This is a genomic window from Bradyrhizobium sp. SZCCHNR1002 (assembly GCF_032381435.1).
GTDB lineage: Bacteria > Pseudomonadota > Alphaproteobacteria > Rhizobiales > Xanthobacteraceae > Bradyrhizobium > Bradyrhizobium aeschynomenes.
This window is the reverse complement of record NZ_JAUHIS010000001.1, coordinates 1,742,131-1,756,100: the sequence shown is the minus strand read 5'-3', so window position 1 is coordinate 1,756,100 and position 13,970 is coordinate 1,742,131. Positions and strand designations below refer to the sequence as shown.

Genomic DNA, 13,970 nt, shown 5'->3' with positions numbered 1-13,970 from the left:
AGGGAACGCTCATGGCGCTGGAAATCAAGATTCTCGACTATGGTGATATCGAGCTGGAATCCAGCTTCCTCGTGCTCGGCCGCGACTGCGGCCGTACTCGCCGGGTGCTGACGCTCGGATTCCTGATCCTGGGCGGGCCCTATCCGGTCGTGGTCGACACCGGCTACCGCTCGAACCAGATCATGGAGACGCTGGGCATGCGCGGCCTGCAGTACCATGAGAACATGATCGAGAACCAGTTGGCGCGCCACGGCGTGCGCATGGGCGACGTCCGCTATGTCTGCCACACCCATCTGCACATCGATCATGCCGGCAAGGACGATTTGTTTCCGATGAACACGACGGTCGTGCTGAATCGCCGCGAGCTCGAATACTCCGTCTCCGGCCTGATGCATCCGCAATATCCGGCGCCGGACATCAAGCATTTGATCGACAGGCTGCACACCAAGAGCGCGCTGCGTTTCCTCGATCTGGAGCTGACTGGCCCGGTGGAGCTGATGCCCGGCGTCTATTGCGACGCCGCCAACGCCCACACCGAGGGATCGATGAACGTTCATGTCCACACGGCTGACGGCATCGCCACGATCTGCGGCGACGTGATCTACGACTTCAACGACCAGATCGTGACGCCGTTCAACGAGATCCAGGACGCCGAGCCGCGCACCACCGGCAACCATGGCACCAGCAAGCGCGCCGAGAAGGCGGCGATCAAGAAGCTGCTGTCGAGCTCGCGCTACCTGCTGCCGGTGCACGATCGCCCCGCCAAGATCGAGGGCGGGATGGTGGTCGGGCGACTGCACGACCAGGTGCCGGGCCCCGTCGTGCAGTCGCTGCCGCAGCGGCACTGGTTTCCGGCGTGAGGACGCGTCATGACCCACGTCACCTTGCGCCCTGAATTCGAGAGCCTGATCGATCCCTACGCGCCGGTGGCGCAGGTCGCGACCGGATTCGAATTCACCGAGGGACCGATCTGGCACCCGGCCGAGCAGTTCCTGCTGTTCTCGGACATGCCGGCTGACGTGCGGCGCCGCTGGGATGCGAAGCGAGGCGTCGTCGACATGCGGCGGCCCTCGAACAAGTGCAACGGCATGACCTATGATGCCGAGCTCAATCTCATCGTCTGCGAGCACGCGACGTCGTCGCTGGTGCGCGAGCGGCCCGACGGGCGGCGCGAGATCCTGGCGTCGCATTTTCAGAACCAGGAGCTCAACAGCCCGAATGATGTGTGCGTCCACTCCAGCGGCGCGATCTATTTCTCGGACCCCTGGTATGGCCGCATGCCGGTCTATGGCGTCGAGCGGCCGCGGCAGCTCGGCTTCCAGGGCGTCTACCGCGTGCCGCCGGGGGGCGGAGCGCCGCTTCTGCTGGTCGACCGTTACATGTTCGATCAGCCCAACGGGCTGTGCTTCTCGCCGGACGAGAAGCTGCTCTACGTCAACGACACCGTGCAGGCCGTGATCCGCGTGTTCGACGTCGGCAGCGACGGTACGTTGTCGAATGGCCGCGTCTTCGCCAGCGGCATCCGCTCGGAGCTCGAGCCGGGTGTGCCCGACGGCATGAAATGCGATCAGCGCGGCAATGTCTGGGTCACCGCGCCGGGCGGCGTCTGGGTCTATGCGCCCGGTGGCGAATTGCTCGGCAAGGTGCGCGTGCCGGAGCTGGTCGCCAACCTGGCTTGGGGCGGGCCTGAGTTTCGCACGCTCTATCTCACCGCCACCCATTCGGTCTACGCGATCGCGACCAAGGTCGGTCCGCGCCACGAGCCGTACATGAGTGCGCGGCCCGGCGGCGCCACCACGTCGTCCTCTCCGCAGGCGCCGCAACTGGCAACGGGCGACATGCAGCTCGATCCGCGCCGCTGTGCGATGATCATCCAGGACCTCCAGAACGACGTCATCATGGATGGCGGCGCTTTTGCCGAGTCCGGAGCGCCCGGTCATGCCAAGCAGCAGCGCGTGGTCGACAACGTCCGTCGGCTGGCCGAGGCCGCCCGGGCGCGCGGCGTCGTGATCATCCATGTCTGGTTCGTGGTCGAGCCCGGCGCGCCCGGGGTGACGCTCAACGCCCCGCTGTTCGAGGGGCTGGTCGACAGCAAGGCGATGGTCCGCGGCAGCTGGGGCGCGGCGCCCGTTGCGGGGCTCGAGCCGCGCAGCGGCGACTTCGTCGTCGAGAAGATGCGGATGAGCGCGTGGGAAGGCACGCGGCTGGAGACGATCCTCAAAGCCACCGGACGAGACGTCATCATCAACACCGGCGCCTGGACCAACATGTCGGTCGAGCACACCGCGCGCACCGGCGCCGACAAGGGCTATTTCATGGTGGTGCCGGAGGATTGCTGCTCGACCATGAATGCCGACTGGCACAACGCCTCGATCAACTTCGCCCTGCAGAACGTCTCCGTCGTCACCCGGGCCGATGCCGTGATCAAAGCGCTGGGGTAGGGCATGCCCAAGCTGCTTCATCTCGTCGCCTCGCCGCGTACGGACTCCGAATCCGGCGCTGGCGCGCGCGTCTTTCTCGACCGTTTCAGGCAGGCACGGCCGGGTTGGGACGTCGACGAGATGCATTTGTGGCGCGAGAGCCTGCCCGAATTCGATGGCGAAATCCTGCAGGCGAAATATGCGCGCATGGGCGGGCGTGCCTTCACCGTCAGCCAACGCGAGGCTTTCGCGATCGCCGAGCGCATGGCGGTGCGGCTCGATCTGGCCGAACGCGTCGTGATCTCGACGCCGATGTGGAATTTCGGCATCCCCTACAAGCTCAAGCACTGGCTCGACATCATCAACCAGCCCGGTCTCACCTTTCGCTTCGATCCTGCGCGCGGCTATCTGCCGCTGTTGAAGGACCGTCCGACCCTCGTGATCCTCGCGAGCGGCGGCGACTTCACGACGGGCATGAGCCGCGGGCGATCGGATCTTGCCACGCCCTATCTGCGCGAGGCGCTGCGTTTCATGGGCCTCCGCGATGTCAGGTTCGTCGCCCTTGGGCCGACCAGCGGGCCGTCCGAGCACACGGGCGCGGCGCGAGACAGGGCACATCGGCAACTCGTCGAGCTGGCCTCGCGATTCTGAATGGCGGGTTCGTCGGCGCGCGTCGCGTAGCTCCGACCTGACCCAGTCGGCGATGGCGCACACTGCCGATCGCTGTGGCTCGCGCGTCCGCCGTCAGGTCAGCGTCACCACCTTCGCAATGGAACTCCGGCGTGTCGGGCCACCTGGACGAGCCTGCCGCCGCGGCAAGGGTTTCATCAAGAGGACGCTCCGATCGTCCAGAGCAAGGTCGCTATGCTCGAGGGGCGACGGGATTAGAGGAGCACCGACGGGGCAGTATCCGGTAGAATGAAGACGATCGATTCACTGGAGAACGTCCCCATGCCGTTTGCGCAGTTCGGTGCGCAGCTCCGGGTGCAGAGCGGGCTGCGTGCCGCGATCACCTCGGCCTATCGTCGCGCCGAACCGGAGTGCCTCGGGCCGTTGCTTGAGCTAGCGGCCCTTGCCGAGGCCCCATCGCAGCGGGCTGCCGCCCTGGCGCGTGATCTCGTTCAGCGGCTGCGCGGCAGGACGCGGTCGGGTGGGATCGAAGGCCTCATCCAGGAATATTCGTTGTCGAGCCAGGAGGGCGTCGGGCTCATGTGCCTGGCCGAGGCCTTGCTGCGGATCCCCGACGCGGCGACCCGCGACGCGCTGATCCGCGACAAGATCGCCACCGGCGACTGGCGCGCTCACATCGGGCACAGCCCGTCTCTGCTGGTGAACGCGGCGACCTGGGGTCTGATCGTGACCGGCAGGCTGACGGCTGCCGCCAGCGAGGAAAGTCTGGCGTCTGCGGTGACGCGGCTGATCGCCCGCGGTGGCGAGCCGATCATTCGCAAGGGTGTGACGCTCGCCATGCGGCTGATGGGCGAGCAGTTCGTCGCGGGCCAGACGATCGCGGAGGCGCTGTCGAACGGCCAGCGCTGGGAGGGACACGGCTTCCGCTACTCCTACGACATGCTGGGCGAGGCGGCGACCACGGCGGACGACGCTGCGCGCTACTTCGCCGCCTACGAGACCGCGATCCATGCGATCGGACGGCATTCGGCCGGGCGCGGCATCTATGAAGGGCCCGGCATCTCGATCAAGCTGTCGGCGCTGCATCCGCGCTACAGCCGCATCAAGCGCGACCGGGTGATGGCGGAACTGCTGCCGCGCCTGAAGCAACTGGTAGGGCTCGCCAGGCGGTATGACATCGGTCTCAACATCGACGCCGAAGAGGCCGACCGTCTCGATCTGTCCCTCGATCTGCTCGAAGCGCTCTGCCTCGATCGCGACCTTGCCGGCTGGAACGGCATCGGCTTCGTCGTCCAGGCCTATCAGAAGCGCTGCGCCTTCGTCATCGACTGGCTCGTCGATCTTGCCCGCCGCTCGCAACGTCGATTGATGGTGCGGCTGGTCAAGGGCGCCTATTGGGACAGCGAGATCAAGCGTGCGCAGGTCGACGGCCTGGAGGACTTCCCGGTGTTCACGCGGAAGAGCCACACCGACGTGTCCTATCTCGCCTGCGCGCGCAAGCTGCTGGCGGCACCCGACGCGGTGTTTCCGCAGTTTGCCACCCACAATGCACGAACCCTGGCGTCGATCGTCGAAATGGCGGGGCCGAATTTCTATCGTGGCCAATACGAGTTTCAATGTCTCCACGGCATGGGCGAGCCGCTCTACGAAGAGGTTGTCGGTTCTGACCGCCTCGACCGTCCGTGTCGCATCTACGCGCCGGTGGGATCGCATGAAACACTGCTGGCCTATCTGGTGCGCCGGCTGCTGGAGAATGGCGCGAACACCTCCTTCGTCAATCGCATCGCCGATCCGGCGGTGTCCGTCGACGAACTGATCGCGGACCCGGTGGCGCTCGTGCGCTCCTCGCAGGCTCCGGGTGCACCCCATGACAAGATCCGTCATCCGCGACGGCTGTTCGGCGCCAGGCGACTGAACTCGGCTGGCCTCGATCTGTCCGACGAAGGCGAACTCGCGCGGCTCGGCGAAGCGCTCGCCGAGAGCGGGCGCCTCGCATGGCAAGCCCTGCCGTCGATGGCGGAAGAGCACAAATGCCATCGCCTTGTTCGCAATCCTGCCGACCACGAGGACATCGTCGGCGAGGTCAGGGACGCGAGTCCATCCGACATCGCGGCCGCGCTGGCGCGGGCAGCCGACGCGGCCTCTGCCTGGGCGGCGACGCCCGCGCGTGCGCGCGCGGGATCTCTGCGTGCCGCCGCCGACGCCATGGAGGCGCGCAGCGCCGTTCTCATCGGTCTCATCGTGCGCGAAGCCGGCAAGACCTATGCCAACGCGATCGGCGAAGTCCGAGAGGCCGTCGATTTCCTGCGCTACTATGCGAACGAGATCGAGAACGTCGCGGGGGACGACGCTTGCAACGCGCTCGGGCCCATCGTCTGCATCAGCCCGTGGAATTTTCCGCTCGCGATCTTCACCGGCCAGATCGCGGCGGCGCTCGCGGCCGGCAATCCGGTGCCGGCGAAGCCGGCCGAGGAGACGCCGCTGATCGCCGCCGCGGCGGTCCGCATCCTCCATGAGGCCGGTGTGCCCACGGATGTCCTGCAATTGCTGCCGGGCGACGGCCGCGTCGGCGCGGCGCTGGTCGGCGATCACCGCGTGCAGGGCGTGATGTTCACGGGATCGAGCGACGTCGCGCGGCTGATCCAGAAGCAGCTCGCCGAGCGCCTCACCATCCATGGACAGCCGGTGCCGCTGATCGCGGAGACCGGCGGCCAGAACGCGCTGGTCGTGGATTCCTCGGCGCTCGCCGAGCAGGTCGTCGGCGACGTCATCGCCTCGGCGTTCGACTCCGCCGGCCAGCGCTGCTCGGCGCTGCGCATCCTGTGCCTGCAGGAGGATGTCGCCGATCGCATCCTGTCGATGCTGCGCGGCGCGATGCGCGAGCTGGAACTCGGCAATCCCGCGTCGCTGTCGGTCGATGTCGGCCCTGTGATCAGCGGCGAGGCCCGCGACACGCTCGATGCGCATGTCGCGACGATGCAGGCGCGCGGTCATGCCGTGGAGCGGCTGCCGCTGCCGCCGCCGGCGGCGCATGGCACGTTCGTCGCGCCGACAATCATCGAGATCGCCAGCATCTTCGATGTCGAGCGCGAGGTGTTCGGCCCTGTGCTCCACGTTCTGCGCTACCGTCGCGAGCAACTCGCTGATCTCATCGAAGCGATCAACCTCACCGGCTATGGCCTGACCTTCGGCATCCATTCGCGGATCACGGAGACCATCGCGCGTGCGTCGAGCCGCAGCGCGGCCGGCAACATCTACGTCAACCGCAACGTCATCGGCGCCGTCGTCGGCGTGCAGCCGTTCGGCGGCTCCGGCCTGTCCGGAACGGGGCCGAAGGCCGGCGGCCCGCTGTATCTGCGCCGGCTGTTCGCGACGCCGCCGCGCCAGCGGCTCATGACGTCGCAGCCCGACGCAGTCACGCGCTCTTACCTCGACGGGTTGCGCGCCAGCGGACATGCCGAGGCCGCGCTGGCGTGCGAGGCGCATGGGCCCCAGGTGTTGGCCGGCTTCGAGATCGAGCTGCCAGGTCCCGTCGGCGAGCAGAACATCTATCGCATCACCTCGCGCGGCGCCGTCGCTGCACTGGCGCGAAGCGAGCAGGCGCTGCTGATCCAGATCGGCGTCATTCTGATGACCGGCAACGACGCATTCGTCGAACGCACCAACCCTGCTTGTGCCGTGTTGGGACCGCTCAGCAGCCAGTTGCGCGGCCGCCTGCGGATCGTCGACAGCTGGCGGGCTCTCCGCGATCTGCAGGCTGTGCTCGCCGAAGGCGAAACGGATGAATTGATTGCGCTCGGCCGCGACCTCGCCGCGCGCCCCGGGCCGATCATCCCGCTCGTCACGCCGCGCACCAGCGACGGCTGCTACGATCTCGACCGGCTGGTCACCGAGGTCAGTCTCTCCACCAACACCGCAGCTGCCGGCGGCAATGCCAGCCTGATGTCGATCGGCTGAGAAGACAGGTATGCCGTCCCGGGCTGGCTCGAAGCCGCAGGACAGGATAGGGGAGAACACCGTCATCGTTGGCCCGCTTCGCCCGCTGACGCACGCTTCGCTCCGATCGAGGACACCTTGATGTCGACCATCCTGTTCAAGAACGCCGCTCTGCTCGACCCGCTGCAGCCCGACCTGCTCGAAGGGCGGCACGTCCTGGTCGAAGGCAACCTGATCAAGGAGGTCTCGGACAAGCCACTACAGGCGAGCGCCGACCAGACCATCGATCTCCAGGGCAAGACCCTGATGCCCGGCCTGATCGACCTGCACGTCCATGCGATCGCGGTCGAGCTCAACCTCGCCCAGCAGGTGCAGATGCCGAACGTGCTGGTGACCCTGCGCTCGGCGATTTTGCTGAAGGGCATGCTGCGCCGCGGCTTCACCACGGTGCGCGACGCCGGCGGCGCCGGCTATCCGCTGAAGCAGGCGGTCGACACCGGACTCACCGAAGGCCCGCGGCTGTTCGTCTCCGGCCGTGCGCTCAGCCAGACCGGCGGCCATGGCGACATGCGGGCGCGCACCGATTTCCTCTCCGACAACGCGCCCTGTCCCTGCTGCGTGCGCGTCGGCGCGCTGGCGAGGGTGGCCGACGGCGTCGACGGCGTGCGCAAGGCGGTGCGCGAGGAGTTGCAGATGGGCGCCGACCAGATCAAGATCATGGCGTCAGGCGGGGTGGCGTCGCCGACCGATCCGGTCGGCGCGTTCGGCTATTCCGAGGACGAGATCCGCGCCATCGTTGCCGAGGCGAGGGGACGCGGCACCTATGTGCTGGCGCACGCCTACACGGCCGAGGCGATCGCGCGCGCGGTGCGCTGCGGTGTGCGCACCATCGAGCATGGCAACCTCGTCGACCTGCCGACCGCCCGCCTGATGGCCGAGCACGGCGTCTACGTGATTCCGACGCTCGTCACCTATGAGGCGCTTGCCAATGAGGGCGCGCAGTACGGCCTGCCGCCGGAGAGCGTCGCGAAGATCGCGGACGTGCGCGACGCCGGGTTGCGCTCGCTCGAGATCTATCGCGAAGCCGGCGTGAAGATGGGCTTCGGCAGCGACCTGCTGGGCCCGTCGCAGCGGCTGCAGAGCGACGAGTTTCGCATCCGCGCCGAGATTCTCGGTCCCCGCGAGGCGATCGCCAGCGCCACCGTGATCGGCGCCGAGGTGCTGGGCATGGAAGGCAAGCTCGGCCGCATCGCGCCGGGCGCGATTGCGGATCTTCTCGTCGTCGACGGCAATCCGCTGCGCGACGTGTCTTGCCTGCTCGGCCAGGGCGATCACATCCCGCTGGTGATGAAGGCGGGCAAGATTCATATTGATCGGCGCGACTCCTGAACGGGCCGGTCAGGCGCCGCCTCAGAGAATGAGGCGCTGCCTCAGAGAATGTCGGCGATGGAATGGCCCTGCAGCTCGATGCTGAGGCCCTGCATGCCCAGATCGGTGATCTCGCCGCCCATCGCCTTCAGGCTTTCCTCGCGGATCAGCGACATCAGGCCACGGCGCAGCGCCAGGAACTCGGACGACATCATCATGGCCTGCTGTCGCGGCCGCTCCAGCGGAATCTGGATCTCGGCCTTGATCGAGCCGGGGCGCGCGGTCATGCAGTAGACGCGGTCCGACAGGAAAATCGCCTCGTCGATGTCGTGGGTGACGAACAGCACCGAGATCTTCAGCCGCTGCCACATGTTGGTGAGGATCTGCTGCATGATGATGCGCGTCTGCGCATCGAGCGCGCCGAACGGCTCGTCGAGCAGCAGCACCTTGGGGCCGGTGGCGAGGGCGCGCACGATGCCGACACGCTGCTTCATGCCGCCGGAAAGCCGCTCGGGATAGTGGTTCTCGAACGCCTCGAGGCCCGCGAGCCCCAGCAAGGTGCGCGCCGCGCGTGCGCGCTCGAATTTCGGCATGCCGCGCATCTTCAACCCGAACTCGACGTTCTCGCGCACCGTCTTCCACGGAAATAGCGAGTACTGCTGGAACACCATGCCGCGTTCGGCGCTCGGTCCGGTGACGGCGTTGCCGTCCACCGTGACGATGCCGCAGGTCGGCTTCAGGAAGCCCGCCACGGCATTGAGCAGTGTCGACTTGCCGCAGCCCGAGGGACCGACGATCGAGACGAACTCGCCGGGTGCGACATGGATCTGCGTGTCGGTGACGGCCTCGACGGCGCCATCGATGGTCTCATAGCTCAAGGCGAAGTTGCGGACCTCGATATGGCCTTGTCGGGTCTCCAATGCGGCCTGGCTCATCGTGACCTCCAGGGCATCACCAATTGTCCGGCGGCGCGGATCACGAGGCTCGAGCCGAGCCCGAGCACCCCGATCGCGATCATGCCGAGCGCGATGTCGGCATATTGAACCAGCGAGTACGCCTCCCAGGTGAAGTAGCCGATGCCGAACTGTCCCGAGATCATCTCGGCCGCGATCAGCGACACCCATGCGACGCCCATGCCGACGGTGAGGCCGGTGAAGATGTGCGGCAGCGACGCCGGGAAGTAGACCTCGCGAAAGATCGAGGTCTCGCGCGCGCCGAGGCATTTGGCGGCGCGCACGAGCACGGGATCGACGAGCGTCATGCCGTGCAGGGTATTGACCAGGATCGGGAAGAACGAGCCGAGGAAGGTGATGAAGACGATGCTCTGCTCGTTGGTCGGCCACAGCATGATCGCCATCGGCACCCAGGCGATGGCGGGGATCGGGCGCAGCACCTCCGCGACCGGAAAGACGATCTCGTGCACCAGCTTGAAGCGGCCCATGATCAGACCGAGCGGAACGCCGACCAGTGCAGCCAGCGAGAACCCGATGAAGATCCGGCGGCAGCTGAGCAGGATGTGCATCAGGAATTTCGGATCGTGGATCGCCTTGGTGAAGCTCGCATAGACCGCCAGCGGCGCCGGCACGTTGGTGAACTTCACGAAGAAGACGACGCGGTAGGTCGTCAGCAGATGCCAGGCGATCAGGAACGCGATCAGCGAGGCGGTGCCGATCAGCAAGGCCCGCAGCCGGTCCTGATTGAGCCGGAACCAGCGCGCTGCGCGGGCGGAAAACTCCGGCCGGCTCGGCGGGATGGCGGCGCCAGGCGCGGTGACCGCCGCAGCCCGGTCGGGCGAGGTCATAAGGGCGGGGCTGCTCAAGTCTTGCCTCCCGCCACTGCCAGCTTCACGGCCTCGTCCAGTCCCATCACCTTGCCGCCGATCTTCGCGGCGTAGGCCTCGGCGTCCTTCTTCAGCAGGAACGGCGCGATCTCGCCATTGGCGGCGGCGAAGAAGGCCTGGTCGGCGAACAGCTTGATGCCGCGCGCGGTGTCGAACACATAGGCGACGTTGATCTTCTTGCCCTTGGCCTTGAGGTCGGCATAGGCGCCCAGCGTGCAGGCCGCGCTGCTGAAGGCTGTGATGCCCTCGCCGTCGACCCAGACTTCGCCGGACTTGCGCGGCTCGGTGATCGGCTTGTTGCAGAACTTGTCCTCGCCGGAGACCTCATAGTTCGCGGTGCTGGCGAGCTCCTTGTCGTAGTCGAGCTTGAGCTCGGCATAGGCCTTGCGGATGTAGCTGTCGTCGACCCATTTCTTCGGATCGAACTCCTTCATGCGGCCGAGGCTCTGCAGCACCTTGACGTCGGTCGCCGCGGCATCGACCAGCGCCGGCTTGATCGTCGGATCCGTGGTCATGTTGCCGCCGGGGCCGAGGAAGATGTAGACGACCTCCTTGTTGATCCCGGTCCATTCCTGGATTTTTTCAGCCGCCGCCTTCGGATCCTGGCGCAGCCACTGGTTGGCGGCGATCACCGCCTTGATATAGGCGACGACGACCTCGGGGTATTTCTCGGCGAAGTCGGTGCGGACGACGACGCCGTGGAAGGTCGGCAGGTTGGTCTGGACGCCGTCGTAGATCTTCCGGGCGAAACCGCGGAACGGGAGCAGCTCGGCGAACGGCACGAAGTCGGCGTGGGCGTCGATCTTCTTCTCCTGCAGGTTGGTCGATCCGACCTCGGGCGTCTGGCTCACCAGCTGGAAGAAGTCCGCCGGATAGCCGCCGTCCTGAAGCGCCTTGAGGACCATGCCGTGCGCGGCCGAGCCGAAGGGGACACTGACGAGCTTGCCCTTGAGATCGGAGAGCTCGTAGTACGGCGAGTCCTTGTGAACGACGATGCCGTTGCCGGAGCCGGCGAGATTGTACGCGGCGACCGCGATCAGCCGGCTCTTGCTTTCGGGATTGTTCTCGAAGGTGAAGCCGTTCACGATCAGCGGATAGTCGCCCATCATGCCGAACTGCAGCTTGTTTGCCATCATGCCGTTGGTGACGGGCGGACCGGAGGTGAAGTTCTGCCACTCGATCTCGAACTTGATGTTGGCGTATTTGCCGTCCTTGGGGAGATACTTCTCCAGCAGCTTGAGCTGCCGTACGATGGTGCCGGCGGTGACCGTGTTGGTCGTCGTATCCTGGGTCCCGATTCCGATCGTGACGGTCTCTGCTGCGACAGGCTGCGCCGCGATCAGGGACAGACAGGTGACGGACAGTAAGAGCGCGTGATGGCAGCGGACCATTCTCATCCCCGTTCGGTTGGATGGTTGATGGCGCCATGATGAAGGCGGCGTCCGCGAGCGCAAATCCGGACTTCGGCAGCGGGTGGATTAGTTGCCGTCAAATCCCGGTTGCGTACTCCTTGGGCAATTTCGCACATGACAGCCGCTTGCATGAGCAGGCCGGCTAATCGGCGGCCTGACCGCGCATCTCTTCCAGGAGATCGGGCCGGCAGACCACGATCTGCGAGCGCCGGGTCTGGACGATGCGCTTCTCCTGCATCCGCTTGAGGCTGATCGTCACCCACTGCCGCGTCGCGCCGACCATGTGAGCGATGTCGGCATGGGTGAAGGCCGCGGCGATGACCTTGCCTTCGGGATCGTCGACACCGTAGAGGTCGACCAGATGCAGCAGAAGATGCGCGAGCCGCTCGGTGATCGAACGTGTTCCCAGCATTTGCGCCAGCGCGGAGTAGCACTTCCCCTTGAAGCTCAATCCCTCGATCAGCCCGATTGCGAGATTGGGGATCTCGGCGACCAGCGTTCGCAGCTCCTTGCCTGGCAGCTGAATCACGCTGGCATTGCTGGCGGCGACGCCCGACCATTGATGCACGCCGGTGTCGAACACCTCGGGGCCCCCGACGAAGTTCCCGACATGCCAATAGGCGAGCGTGATCTCACGGCCCTGCGGCGAGGTGTAGAACACCCGGATGCGGCCGCTCTCGACCAGGAAGATGCCGTCGTGCTTTGCGCCCTGGCTGAACAGCGTCTGGCCGCGGTTGAGCACCTTGCGGCGGCCCTGTTTGAGCACCTGCTCACGCTCGCGCAGGCTGAGCCTTTCGATCAGCGACGGTGGGCCGCCGATGGATTGCTGGCTCTCGGTGAGCAGAAGCGACGAGCTGGTCACCGCGCGCGCGGGTGGCAGGGGCGTGGGCACGGCGTCCGCAGCTGATTTGGCCGCCTGCAGCAACATGTCTTGCCTCCGCATTGATCACGCTGATCAGAAGCGGAGCAATGTTCGTGCCATCCGGCGCGGCGCTGCCGTTCAGGCCGCGGCCAGCTCCCGGAGGTATGATGTCGGATAGATGCCGCGATTGTGGCCGTCGGAAAACGCGATGTTCAGCCCGTAGCCGAGATCTCCGACCGCCACGATGGCGATGCCGGGGAACTGCGCCGGGAAGCGGCCGTCGAAGCGGGCGCGCTTGCAATGCGCGCACATGCAGGACAGGCGCAGCCGTTCGGCCGATATCACGGCAGGACCAGCGCCGCTCGTGCTCCGCAGCAGCAACGACGAAAGGTCCGCGCTGACCTCGCTGTCCGCGATTTCAACATCCGTCATGTTGCCTCCTGGTTGTGTCGTGGCCGCTGCCGAGAGGCTAGGCAAACGGAGCGAACCCACCCAGCAACTAATTGCCTCGGTGGTTCGATTCCCCGGCCGGATGCGTCGCCGCCGGACGATCGAGCGGTGGGGCGGAGAAAGTTTGCAACTAATCCACCGGCGTCGCGCGTTCGAAATTGCCGGACCGCGCCGTTTCCGCGAGATCGTGCTCAGCAACCGGAGACAAGGCGCGTGTCGCGCCGCAGGAGACGAGGATGAGCGCTTTTCAGAGCGAGACGGTGTTGTCGGTCCGGCATTGGACCGAGTCGCTGTTCAGCTTCACCGCCACGCGGGATCCCGGCTTCCGCTTCCAGAACGGGCAGTTCGCGATGATCGGGCTCGAGGTCGACGGCCGGCCGCTGATGCGCGCCTACAGCATGGCGAGCGCCAATCATGAGGAGGCGCTGGAATTCTTCAGCATCAAGGTGGCGGATGGACCGCTGACATCGCGGCTGCAGAAGATCAAGGAAGGTGACCGTATCCTGGTCGGGCGCAAGGCGACGGGAACCCTGATCGCGGGCAACCTCATTCCCGGCAGGCGGCTGCTGCTGCTGTCGACCGGAACGGGGCTGGCGCCGTTCGCCAGCCTGATCAAGGATCCCGACATCTACGACACCTATGAGACCATCGTGCTCGCTCATGGCTGCCGCCAGGTCTCGGAGCTCGCCTATGGCGAGCAGCTCGTCGAGGGCCTGCGCGGCCATGAATTCTTCGGCCCGCTGGTCCGGGACCGGCTGCTTTATTATCCGACCGTCACGCGTGAGCCGTTCCGCAACCGCGGCCGCATCACCGACCTGATCGCATCGGGGCAGATGTTCGCCGACATCGACGGGCCCGATCTCGATCTCGGGACCGATCGCGTCATGCTGTGCGGCAGCCCGGCGATGCTGGCCGAACTTCAGGCGATGCTGGAGGAGCGCGGCTTCACCGAGGGCAACCACAGCACGCCGGGCCATTTCGTGGTCGAGAAGGCGTTCGTCGAGCGTTGACCGGCCGGCGTGAAGAAACGCGCTCAGGCGACAACTAATTGC

At 66.3% G+C, this 13,970-nt stretch carries 11 protein-coding genes; 6 read left to right on the top strand and 5 right to left on the bottom strand.

From position 1 onward, the window contains the following. The first annotated feature begins 11 nt into the window (after window positions 1–11). The 5 genes from QX108_RS07820 to QX108_RS07800 all read left to right on the top strand — a co-directional run bounded on the left by QX108_RS07820 (window position 12) and on the right by QX108_RS07800 (window position 8,375). Window positions 12–860 carry an MBL fold metallo-hydrolase gene (locus QX108_RS07820; protein WP_315720832.1) on the top strand — a complete coding sequence of 283 codons (849 nt, stop codon included), beginning with the start codon at window positions 12–14 and terminating at the stop codon, window positions 858–860. Window positions 861–869: 9 nt separating this feature from the next. Next, window positions 870–2,441, top strand: coding sequence for an isochorismatase family protein (locus QX108_RS07815; protein ID WP_315779984.1), 1,572 nt, complete (start codon window positions 870–872; stop codon window positions 2,439–2,441). 3 nt (window positions 2,442–2,444) lie between these two features. Further along, a complete protein-coding gene (locus QX108_RS07810) occupies window positions 2,445–3,071 on the top strand; it encodes an NAD(P)H-dependent oxidoreductase (RefSeq protein ID WP_315779986.1) in 627 nt (208 codons plus the stop codon). Window positions 3,072–3,371: 300 nt separating this feature from the next. Beyond that, a complete protein-coding gene (gene putA / locus QX108_RS07805; RefSeq protein WP_409998482.1) occupies window positions 3,372–7,007 on the top strand; it encodes a trifunctional transcriptional regulator/proline dehydrogenase/L-glutamate gamma-semialdehyde dehydrogenase in 3,636 nt (1,211 codons plus the stop codon). A gap of 120 nt (window positions 7,008–7,127) precedes the next feature. Continuing rightward, window positions 7,128–8,375: an amidohydrolase family protein gene (locus QX108_RS07800; RefSeq protein WP_315779990.1), complete on the top strand. Its 1,248-nt coding sequence runs from the start codon at window positions 7,128–7,130 to the stop codon at window positions 8,373–8,375. Window positions 8,376–8,416: 41 nt separating this feature from the next. On the opposite strand, the gene QX108_RS07795 is transcribed toward QX108_RS07800, so the two are convergent. The 5 genes from QX108_RS07795 to QX108_RS07775 form a co-directional block, all read right to left on the bottom strand. Beyond that, window positions 8,417–9,289 carry an ABC transporter ATP-binding protein gene (locus QX108_RS07795; protein WP_315779992.1) on the bottom strand — a complete coding sequence of 291 codons (873 nt, stop codon included), beginning with the start codon at window positions 9,287–9,289 and terminating at the stop codon, window positions 8,417–8,419. Continuing rightward, window positions 9,286–10,173 (bottom strand): ABC transporter permease, encoded by an 888-nt coding sequence (locus QX108_RS07790; RefSeq protein WP_315779994.1) that lies wholly within the window; start codon window positions 10,171–10,173, stop codon window positions 9,286–9,288. Before QX108_RS07790 ends, QX108_RS07795 begins: the two co-directional genes overlap by 4 nt. After that, the gene (locus tag QX108_RS07785) at window positions 10,170–11,585 is read right to left on the bottom strand and encodes an ABC transporter substrate-binding protein (protein ID WP_315779996.1); all 1,416 of its coding nucleotides are present in this window, start codon (window positions 11,583–11,585) and stop codon (window positions 10,170–10,172) included. Before QX108_RS07785 ends, QX108_RS07790 begins: the two co-directional genes overlap by 4 nt. Window positions 11,586–11,748: 163 nt before the next feature. Continuing rightward, a complete protein-coding gene (locus tag QX108_RS07780) occupies window positions 11,749–12,534 on the bottom strand; it encodes a Crp/Fnr family transcriptional regulator (protein ID WP_315779998.1) in 786 nt (261 codons plus the stop codon). Window positions 12,535–12,606: 72 nt separating this feature from the next. Next, entirely contained in the window at window positions 12,607–12,900 is a 294-nt protein-coding gene (locus QX108_RS07775; protein ID WP_315720823.1) for a gamma-butyrobetaine hydroxylase-like domain-containing protein, read from the bottom strand. 254 nt (window positions 12,901–13,154) lie between these two features. Between QX108_RS07775 and QX108_RS07770 the strand changes: the two genes are divergently transcribed. Then, entirely contained in the window at window positions 13,155–13,928 is a 774-nt protein-coding gene (locus QX108_RS07770; protein ID WP_315720822.1) for a ferredoxin--NADP reductase, read from the top strand. Window positions 13,929–13,970 lie beyond the last annotated feature (42 nt).